Source organism: Anaerococcus murdochii (assembly GCF_019957155.1).
Taxonomy (GTDB): domain Bacteria; phylum Bacillota; class Clostridia; order Tissierellales; family Peptoniphilaceae; genus Anaerococcus; species Anaerococcus murdochii.
This window is the reverse complement of the sequence record NZ_JAIPME010000002.1, coordinates 1,939,542-1,950,000: the sequence shown is the minus strand read 5'-3', so window position 1 is coordinate 1,950,000 and position 10,459 is coordinate 1,939,542. Positions and strand designations below refer to the sequence as shown.

Here is a 10,459-nt window from a genome sequence, read left to right as displayed (position 1 = left end):
AAGAGTATGCTATTGTAAGCTTACAAGGACCTATACCAAAGTGCATTCACGAAGGTTGGAAGTATATTATTTCATATTTCTTCCCTAAAGAAGGATATAGACATGATGAAAGTCCCGATTTTGAAGTATATGGAGATGGAGACCCTAATTCAGAAGACTATAAAATGGAATTATGGGTTCCTATAGTAAAAGAGTAATTTAAATTTGTTTAACGGCATCTATCAAATGGTAGGTGCTTTTTTGATTGCTATTAGTAAAAATAGGAATGAGTAAAAAGTCGTATGAAATTTGACCTAACAACGGGAGAAGCAAAAATACCAAGGGAAATAGAATACATCTATCCATGTATCTTTAGTAAAGAAAATATAAAAATAATGGCATATCCATTAGAAACAATTTTAGCTGAAAAAAACGAAACCATAATCAGAAGAAATATAATAACAACACAAATGAGAGACTTTTACGACCTATACACTCTCTACAAGCTGAAAAAAGACCAGATAGACTATGAAATTTTAAAAGAAGCAATAGAGAGAACCTCAAACATAAGAGGAAGCTAGGATATAATGCAAGACTATGAGGAAATAATTGAGGACATAAAAGAATATTCATACCTAAGATCTTTGTGGGAAGTATATCTCAGTGGAAATAAGTATATTAAATATCTGACAATTAATATGATTGTTGATTGGTAACAATTTTATTAAATAGGATTAATGATATGTTTTATCCTGTTATTTATCCGAAAAATTGGCTTTATTATTATGAAAGTTGTTCATTTTATTTAGAATATGATTACATAGAGTATCTTTTAAGAGAATTCGAAATTATAGATAAAATAAATTGCTGTATTAAAAAAGACGATAAAGAAGAACTTTTAGAAGTAATTAAATATAGAAGACAAATTCTTACTGATTGGAATACAGACTATGACATTCTCATTACAAGTCTTAACTTATCTAGTTTTTCAATAGGTATGAATGAGATTATATCGTGGAGATTTGAAAAATCTTACAAAGATTTTGAAAAAATTTTTATTGAAAACTATTCTGATAAAGTAAAAGAGTTGACTGTAGAATATTTAAAAAAGAATAAAAATTCTTGTGATGTTAATTTAGCTTTATACTATGTTATGGATAAAATAAGAGATGACCCAGATTTAAAAGATGGAAATTATAAATTTGAAGTTATTCAAAATAAAAAAATGGTAAATATAATTTTTAAGGTTTATTTATCTCTCCAAGAAGATGATTTATTTTATTTGGGTTGGGGAGAGCTTCATTTGAAAGAATAGTAAGAAATATTGATATGAGGTATTCAAAATAGCCTAATCAAAATCAATGGTGAAGTAAATAGAATTGCCAACAAAATAATGAAATATCTACAAGATATGAAATTAAAAAGATTCAGAAAAAAGCCTATGTATAACACGTGGAAAGCGTTGTTAGATTAGAAAAAGAATGATGATTTTTCAGTTGGAATAATTCGTCAAATAAGGAGAATCAGATTATAAATTATAAAATTGGACTTAAATTTAATAAACATTTATAAGAATATCTTTACAAAATCTTTTAAAGCCTGTGCTGATTTGGCTTGGTATAATAAAACGGGACTGCTTCTAGAGGAGGAAGATAAATGAAGAAGATTGAAGGTTCACCTAAAAATTTAAAACAATTATTGCAGAATACGAAATATTCTATTCACTATTACCAGCGTGAATATATGTGGCAGCGTAAACACATAGAAGAATTGATTGATGACCTCACATCAGAATTTTTGGAATATTATAAAACAGATGACCCAAGACAGGCTGTTGCTGATTATGGTGTATATTTCATGGGTTCCATTGTTCTTGCTGGTAGAGAAAATGCAATTATTGATGGTCAACAAAGATTCTCTTCTTTGACATTGTTATTAATGTATCTTAACAATAGATTAAAATCTATAGGTCAGATTTATAACATGATTGAAACTATGATTTTCTCAGAATCCTTTGGAACAAAATCTTTCAACATTAATGTTGACGACCGTCAAGATTGTATGAACGCAATTTTTAACAATACTGATTTTGATATTACTGGATCTGGAGAATCAGTAAAAAATCTTTATGGACGTTATCAAGACATTCAGGATGTTTTCCCAGCTAATATCACTGATGATATGTTGTTATATTTCTGTGATTGGATTGCTGAAAAAGTATATTTTATTGAAATTGTAGCAACAACTGAGCAAGATGCATATAAAGTATTTATTTCGATGAATGATCGTGGTTTGAGCCTTACATCTACGGAAATGTTAAAGGGCTATATTCTTTCTGAAATTAAATCTGATTCAATCCGTGAAGAAATGAATTATATATGGAAGGATAAAGTTCTTACATTGAAGAAGGATGATGACAAGGGCGATGAGACATTTATTAAAGCGTGGCTTCGAGCTCACTATGCGGAAACCATCCGTGAGACAAAAGCTGGTGCAATTAATAAGGATTTTGATATTATTGGTGGCTTCTTCCATAAATGGGTTCGAGATGAACGTGATAAGTTGGGACTTAAGAATTCACACGACTTTGAGCTGTTCATAGAGAAATTTGCAAAATTCGCCGATGTTTACGAATATATTCGTCATGCAGAAACTAATTATGCTGAAGAAACAAAGTACGTATATTACAATGCTCAAGTCAACTTCACATTACAGCTACAACTTTTATTGGCACCAATATGCTATGAAGATTCTTGGGCAGTTATAATTGAGAAGATAAATCTTGTAGCTAGATTTATTGATTTGTTAATTGTTTCTAGAGTTACAAATTACAGATCTGTTGATTATAGTACAATCAAGAATTATGTTTTTTCTGTTAGTAAGGATATCCGTATGACGGATATACAAACATTGAAGCAAAAATTAAAGCAGCACTATATCAATCTTGCCTTCGAGCCTGAAACATCTTTAACTGATTTAAGATTGAACAGCTTTACTAAGAAATATATAAAAAACATTCTTGCTCGTATTACTGGATATATAGAGGAACAGATAGGTGTAGCATCAAATTATTGTAATTACATGAACACTAAAACAAAGAATCCATTCGAGATTGAACATATAATTACAGACCATTATGAATGGTTTACGGAAGAGTATTCTGATCCAGATGATTTCAGACGATGGAGAAATAGTGTTGGTGCTTTGTTGCTTCTTCATAAGAGTATAAACGCCAGCTTGAATGATTCAAAGTATGATTATAAGCTTAGGAAATATTGTTCTAACGAAGGTAATATTTATAGTGAATCTCTTGGTGATTTGGCATATCAAAATAACCCTAAATTTATGAAATTCATTGCAGATAACAATCTTGGATTCAAATCGTATGCTTCATTTGGTAAGCATGAGATTACTGAACGAATTGCAGTTCTAACTGATTTGGTAAAACTTGTTTGGAACGATGACTTGTTTCAATAAATGATGAGCTAGAAGCTTATATCATAGGATGGAGAGTTATCATTAAATTGATAGTTTATAGTTCAGATTTCAGGATGAATATTGATTATCTTGATGAACTTAGTGATTACTTTCTCATATAGAGGATATTGCTTATATTTATAATATAAAATAAGTATTTAATAAGACTTTTAGGTTTGAATTTATTCTGAAAATCTTATTTTTTATTCTTATTCATTCTTAAATGGGTATAAATAAGTTAAGGAAAATGTCTTCTGGAGTTTTTTATTAAAATGTTGACTACTTAAAGCTAATTGATTTTTTATTTGGAGGATATTATGAACAAATCTTTTAAATGCTTAGCTGTTTTATTAATTACGGCGGTTTTTCTTGTTGGGTGCCAAGGTCAGAAAGATTTTCCTGAAGTTGAGAAGGATAATGTAGCCCATGAAAATCCTGGCAAAGAAAAAGGGAATAAAGAAAAGACTGATAAGGCAAATATTGCGGAATATGATTCTAATAAGATAAGTTCAAATCAAATAGAAAATTTGAAGCCTCTTAAAGGTGCGAAGATTGGATCTGTGTCTTCCTATGTTGAGGATAGGGAGGTTTGGAATGACTTATTTGATGAAAAGTATATTGATTCTGCAAAATGCTACGGCTTTGGAATCCATATCCCTAGGATACTTCTGGATTCTCCTGATGTGAAGATAGCTAATAAAGAGATTGATAGTTTGGTAGGGAAAATCAAAAATACATATGAAGATAATAAGGATAATATGGAAGGCTCTGATATTGGAATCCGTGCATCTTTTTCTGTTTATCAAGATGAGAATATTCTAAGTGTGATGATTGAAAATTACGATATTTGGAATGGAGAGTCTACAAATTATCTTGTATATAATTTTTCTCTTCCTGATGGAAACTTTATTGATGATTATGAGGTTATGAAAAACTTTGGTGTGGACAAGGAACAAGTTTTGGGAATTGTGGAAAATAGTTTGAGGGAAGATAGAGACTTGTTTACTAAAATTTATTGTAGGGATATCACGGATTTATCTTACACAAGCAATCCTAGCAATTTAACAGGCCTTATCCTTAATGACCTTTGGGATAATTATGATTATAAAAATAGACAAATTTATATTAACGAATTGGGGATTCCTAATTTTGTTTTCACTGGTTTTGAAAGTGCGGACATGGGACAGGCACCTTTAACTTTAAAACTAAGGTTAGATAAATTTGACGATAATCCAATTTCTGATCAATATTTGAGGATAGCAAGAGAACTAGGAATTGACCCTAATGATGAAAATAACAAAGCTTTTATTCTTTATCTTGGAGGAGCTTTTGATGATCAAAGTCTAAAAGATAGTTTAGGTAAATTACAAGCCTACTTAGATGCTTTTTATTATGATTTTGAGGAGCCTGATATGCTGGTCGCCATTAAACAAAGTGAAGGTGGAGATATGCCATATCTAAATGGCCAAGATTGTTATTTAGTTATACCTAAGTACAAAAATGCTTCTGTTTCCCTTAAAGAATTAGAAATTACCGAGGATGGAAAGCTAAAAGAAGTTGAAAATCCATACTTGGATAATAATGCTTGTAGCGGAACAACTTTTATTTGTCAAAATATAAGTGATATTGGACCAAACGGGAAAATTACTATAAGGTATAGGGACGATGTCTTGGAATTTTCACCTTCAATTAGCTTAAAGGACGGCTCTTTGATTGTTCCAGAAGGAGTTACAAACGCTGAAAAAATCCTTGATTGGGATAAGGTGGTACAAAAAGGCGCTTATCCATACGCAATTTATGAAAGAATGAAATTTATAATGGGTGTGGGTTGATAGACGCTTTTAGTACTGATAATTTAATTGATTTCTAAATTACAAAGTATGAAGGGATAAGCTATGAAAAATCAAAGAAAATCCTCCATGAAAGTTTTCTAGAATGTTAATAAATTAAAATTGAATAGAATCTATAGAAGCACTCAAAGGATTGGGTGCTTTTATAATTTTATAGAGAAAGATTATTTGATAGTTGTTTAGGTATACTTTTATTGATAAAATAATATAGACAAATATAGTTTTTAGTAATCAAGTGAGGAATTGATACGATATGAATAATAATTTAGATATAGAATATAAAATCACACCCTATGAAAATTTTTCGGAAAATGAAGAGTTTTATTTTGATGAAATAATTTTTGATGTGGATAGCAAGCTTGATCTCTTATCTAGTAATGCAGACAAGTTTGATTATTTATTGGCTATTTCCAGTGGGCTTCTTTGTGGAATACTTGATATCCTTTGGGTTGGAGAATTTGATCTTGAAAACGGGCAGTGGTCTTGCCAGCGAAAAAGAAGAATAATTGAGTTATAAATCCGGTGTGACTTTTAAGGTAATAGCTGGATTTATTTTTTATATAAAAATGGAAAGTTTACTTGACATAAGTTTAAAATCCTATTATAATAAATGTAAAGCTAGCTTAACATTTGGAGGTGGATTATTTGAAAAATAGGTTGGAGGAAATTCGCAAGGAAAGAGGAATTACCCAGGAAGAACTGGCAAAAATTCTTGAAGTATCAAGGCAAACTGTGGGCTCTCTAGAAAATGGTAGGTACAACCCGTCAATTATTTTGGCGTTTAAGATAGCAAGATATTTTGAAATGACAATTGAAGATATTTTTATATATGAGGAGGAGAATGACGATGAAAAATAAGAAAATTTGGTATATAGGATATGTGATTGGTTTTATAAGTTTGGTGGCTTTATTTATTTTTAAGGATGATGAAATTTTAAATAAGATATTGCCTTTTATTTTTACAATAAGTGTGACTATTTCTAGTGTTAGCCTAGGTCATAACAAGAAGATGGAGGATGATCCATTCTATAGAATAAATGTAAATGATGAGAGAAATGAGAAAATTAGAGATAAGGTAAATGCAGCAATGACTCCTATTCTCATGCTTATCATGGGTCTAGTAGCCGTGATTTGTTTTTCTACAAAGGCTTATTTACCAGCAACTATTTTAGCAATAGGAATTTTATCTTTCCCTCTTATAACCTTTTTTGTCAGTAGACACTATGAGAAAAAATATTAAAATTTTTTAATATGATTAACCACCTAATTAGGCTTATAAAGACAAAATTAGGTGGTTTTTTAAATGAAATTTTTAAATTTTATTGACAAGTATCGATTATCGATATATAATTAAATCAACAAATATCGAGAATCGATATTTAAAAGGAGGTAGAAGATGCTTAAGTTTAGATTTTTATCCTATACTAATTTCGGACCTATGGCACAATGGTACGAAGAAATGGCTAGGGAAGGTTGGCAAATAGAAAAAATTGTTTTGCCTTTTATTCATAAGTTTAAAAAATGTGATCCAGCAGATATAAAATATCAATTTACAATTGCTCCTAACGAGACTTGGTATGTTAAGTTTTCTAAGGAAGAACTCAAAGACTATGACCAGATGGCAGAAGAATATGGTTGGCATATTGTTGACAGAAGCTTTAATATGAACCTATATCAGGTTGATGAGAATGGATCAAATTCACTCTATAATGATGATTCTTACGAAATTGAGATTTTAAATAAAGGTATCAAGGGAGAATTAATTACAATAAGCTTGAATCTTCTTGTTTTTGGCTTTATGGCTCTATCCAGCATTGCTCGTTTAAGATCAAGTGAAATATATTACTCTAATTTTCCATTTTTTATGGCACCAGCTGTTAGTTTATTTCTCATATTATCACTCTTATCTTTGGGAGATTATATAAGTTTTAAGAAGAGAAATAAGAAAGTACAATCAATAAAAAATTTGAAATTTTCTAGGTTGGGAATAGGAAAGTTACAAGCTTTGCTACCTGTATTATCAATAGTGTTAGTAATTTTGTCTTGGATTGCATTAGTAATAAATCAGCTAGGAATGGGTTATGGGCTAACAATACTTATTTCCGTGATTCCTATAATTTTTATGGCTATTCTTATCTCTTATTTTATTAAAAAAGTAAAACTTATGGATGCACAAAAAGGACAGAAAAAATTTCTATTTGCCTTAATACCAGTAATAATGTTTATAGTTTTTAGCGTATCTAATTTTGGTATGCTTGGTAAGCTTGCATTAAAAGATGACTTACAAACAAAAGAAATAGCTGGTTTTTCTGTAAGGAAAGAATCTACAAGTTTCTTGGCGGAAAGCTGTGAAGATTTTAGAGCAAAATCTCATGACCTTGATATAAGAAAAACTGTTGTAAATTCTGAAGGGCTTGCGGAAGATTTATTTGATAGAATTCTTAAAAATGCTAAAAACCATCCATATAGGGCAGAATTTGTAAAAGATCTTTCAAAAGATTTTACTTATGATAAAACTTACAGCCTTGCTGATGAGGATTCCTATTTGATTTTAAATGGAAATACAGTTTTAGAAGTTGATGGAAATATCTATGATGAAAAAGTCACAAAAGATATAGAAAAGATACTCGAGGCAAAATAATGGCAAGAGATCAATTTCAAACCTTAACAGAACCAATGTATTTCACTCTCTTAGCCCTGGGAGAAGTGAGAAATGGGGCAGAAATCACATCATGGGTAGAGGAGATAACTAAGGGCAGGGTATCCCTAGCACCTGGCACACTCTATGCTCTCCTTGCCCAATTTCTAGAAAATAATTTGATAAAAAGGGTCGAAGCGGACCAAAAAGGTAAACACTACATCATTACAGATGTAGGAAGGGATCTTTTAAAAGACGAAGTTCAAAGACTTAGGCTCTTGATTTCAAACTACGAAAATCATTTTGATAAATAAGTAAATAAAAAATCCCCTATTTTTTCTAAAAAGGTAAAATATTTAGTGATACTAGTATATTTTCAAGAAAATGGGGGATTATTTACATGCTAGAAAAAAATAATATTGTAAATAGAGAAAGTAAACTATGGCCAATCTTACTCGCCCTATTAGCAGCAATATTTTATGCCATAAGCACACCATTTTCAAAAGTCCTACTTGATAATGTTGGGCCTACATTCATGGCGGGATTCTTATACCTAGGTGCTGGCCTAGGGGTTGGAATAATATATTTATTTCACTATAAGGACGAAAATAAAAATACTAGACTAGGAAGGGAAGACTTGCCTTACAGCCTAGGCATGATAGTCCTAGACATTGTGGCACCGATATTTCTCATGCTAGGAATCGAGTATGGGACAGCATCAAACGCATCTTTATTGGGCAATTTTGAAATTGTAGCGACAACCCTTATAGCCTTATTTATATTTAAGGAAAAAGTTTCAGCAAGACTTTGGATAGCTATAGGTTTTATTAGCTCATCATGTATTTTATTATCCTTTGAAGGAGCTGATAGCTTTAAGTTTTCTATTGGATCTATTTTTGTAATTCTCGCTACATCATCCTGGGGATTAGAAAACAACTGCACTAGAAAAATTGCAGATAAGTCTACCTATCAAATTGTTTTACTAAAGGGAATATTTTCGGGAGGAGGCTCTCTTCTAATTGGTCTTTTTATTGGAGAGAAATTCCCGCCTATAAAATATATTATTTTGGTAATGCTTTTAGGTTTTGTGGCTTATGGACTTAGTATTTTTCTTTATATAAGAGCCCAAAGAGATTTGGGAGCTGCCAAAACCAGTGCTTATTATGCAGTGGCACCTTTTATAGGAGCCTTATTGTCCTTTCTGATCAATGGCGAAAAATTAACCCCTATGTATTTTATTGGACTTAGCCTCATGATTGTTGGGACAATTTTTGTAGTCAAAGACACCATGGCAAAACACCACAACCATACCCATAACCATTTAATAGTACATTTTCATAATGGAAGAATCCATACCCATAAGATAAGCCACGCTCACGATCACGAACACTTTATAAAGAATGGAAGACATAGGCATGAGCACAGAGATTTTCTTTTAAGCAAAGAACATATTTTAGACCATAATTAATTAAATAAGGGAAGTTAAAATGAATTGGATAAATAGTTTTGAGCTGATTTGTTATTTTATAGTCATATTACTGGTTGTAGACATTTATAAATCTAAAAATTATATGGAATTGGGACTCTTGATATCAGGCGCCTTGGCAGGATTTTCCTTGGAACTTTTGGCTGTAAGGCTAACTGATATTTACCATTACAGCGACGATTTTTTCATAAGCATAGGCTTCAGGCCCTATCAATTTCCATTTTTTGGAGGACTCATGTGGGGTGGGATAACAGTATGTGCCCTAAGAATTGCGAGAAAATTTCATTTTAATAAATTAATGACAGCCCTATTCGCTGGTTGGCTAATAGTAAGCATGGATCTGCTGCTGGACGTTGTTGCGATTAGGTTAGACGGTGGATTCTGGGTCTGGGACGGTCGAGAAATAAATCTAGCAATCAACCACCATATGTTTATGTCAGTAATTTGGGTCAATTTCCTGGGCTATATGTTTGAAGTCCCATTCATAGTCTACATGACCTTAAAAAGTTGGGAAAAGAAAAATAACAAGTCAAAAATAAATCTAGGCAAGTCACTTTTAATCGGATCTGGTGGAGTGATTTTTGTAGGAATCTGTTCTTATCTTGCCCTTTTCCTAGATAAAATAAGTGATGAATGGTTCTCCTGCATTGCATTTTGTCTTTTACGGACATTTATTTTTATAAAATTATTAGCCGAGTTAATGAGAAATCGAGAAAAAATTAGGTTGGCAAAGAATAAAGATTGGACATTGATAATATTCTGGTTTGCTATCTATGCCTACTGTATAGGTGGATTAATAAAACTAGGCATAGTACAAGCTATACCGATTTATGGTATATTCGCCATATTCTTGTTCGCCCTAACTATATTTCTTGCCCTTATTAATATAGAAAAGGAAAAATAATAAAAATAATATGTGAATATTAAATTTAATATAGTTTTCAATACATTCCTAATCTAAATTTGATTTTGGGGTGTATTTTTTTAATATTTATATTTAAATTCAATAAATAATTTTATTTAATTTGT

At 31.0% G+C, this 10,459-nt stretch carries 11 protein-coding genes and 1 pseudogene (1 of these 12 running past the window's edge); all 12 read left to right on the top strand.

Annotated elements, in window-relative coordinates:
* Positions 1–197: the 3' end of an AraC family transcriptional regulator gene (locus K8P03_RS09890; RefSeq protein WP_223420517.1), read on the top strand. Its footprint begins 652 nt before the window's first position; the window shows 197 of its 849 coding nt (coding positions 653–849); the start codon falls outside the window, past its left edge; its stop codon occupies positions 195–197.
* 75 nt (positions 198–272) lie between these two features.
* Positions 273–724: pseudogene (locus K8P03_RS11275) on the top strand (nucleotidyl transferase AbiEii/AbiGii toxin family protein); the annotation flags it as partial.
* Positions 722–1,294, top strand: a complete 573-nt coding sequence (locus tag K8P03_RS09880; protein WP_223420515.1) for a hypothetical protein — start codon at positions 722–724, stop codon at positions 1,292–1,294. The pseudogene K8P03_RS11275 and the gene K8P03_RS09880, both read left to right, overlap by 3 nt.
* Before the next feature lie 341 nt (positions 1,295–1,635).
* Positions 1,636–3,456 (top strand): DUF262 domain-containing protein, encoded by a 1,821-nt coding sequence (locus tag K8P03_RS09875; RefSeq protein WP_223420514.1) that lies wholly within the window; start codon positions 1,636–1,638, stop codon positions 3,454–3,456.
* A 317-nt stretch (positions 3,457–3,773) separates the two neighbouring features.
* A complete protein-coding gene (locus tag K8P03_RS09870) occupies positions 3,774–5,288 on the top strand; it encodes a hypothetical protein (protein ID WP_223420513.1) in 1,515 nt (504 codons plus the stop codon).
* Positions 5,289–5,559: 271 nt separating this feature from the next.
* Positions 5,560–5,823 carry a hypothetical protein gene (locus tag K8P03_RS09865; RefSeq protein ID WP_223420512.1) on the top strand — a complete coding sequence of 88 codons (264 nt, stop codon included), beginning with the start codon at positions 5,560–5,562 and terminating at the stop codon, positions 5,821–5,823.
* Positions 5,824–5,951: 128 nt separating this feature from the next.
* On the top strand, positions 5,952–6,164 hold the full coding sequence (locus K8P03_RS09860) for a helix-turn-helix transcriptional regulator (protein ID WP_223420511.1): 213 nt from the start codon (positions 5,952–5,954) through the stop codon (positions 6,162–6,164).
* Positions 6,154–6,546 carry a DUF2178 domain-containing protein gene (locus K8P03_RS09855; RefSeq protein WP_223420510.1) on the top strand — a complete coding sequence of 131 codons (393 nt, stop codon included), beginning with the start codon at positions 6,154–6,156 and terminating at the stop codon, positions 6,544–6,546. The genes K8P03_RS09860 and K8P03_RS09855 overlap by 11 nt, the downstream gene beginning before the upstream one ends.
* A gap of 156 nt (positions 6,547–6,702) precedes the next feature.
* Positions 6,703–7,947, top strand: a complete 1,245-nt coding sequence (locus K8P03_RS09850; protein ID WP_223420509.1) for a DUF2812 domain-containing protein — start codon at positions 6,703–6,705, stop codon at positions 7,945–7,947.
* Positions 7,947–8,258, top strand: a complete 312-nt coding sequence (locus K8P03_RS09845) for a PadR family transcriptional regulator (protein ID WP_223420508.1) — start codon at positions 7,947–7,949, stop codon at positions 8,256–8,258. The genes K8P03_RS09850 and K8P03_RS09845 overlap by 1 nt, the downstream gene beginning before the upstream one ends.
* An 86-nt stretch (positions 8,259–8,344) precedes the next feature.
* Positions 8,345–9,412 (top strand): DMT family transporter, encoded by a 1,068-nt coding sequence (locus K8P03_RS09840; protein ID WP_223420507.1) that lies wholly within the window; start codon positions 8,345–8,347, stop codon positions 9,410–9,412.
* A 19-nt stretch (positions 9,413–9,431) separates the two neighbouring features.
* Entirely contained in the window at positions 9,432–10,334 is a 903-nt protein-coding gene (locus tag K8P03_RS09835) for a carotenoid biosynthesis protein (protein WP_223420506.1), read from the top strand.
* Positions 10,335–10,459: the final 125 nt, after the last annotated feature.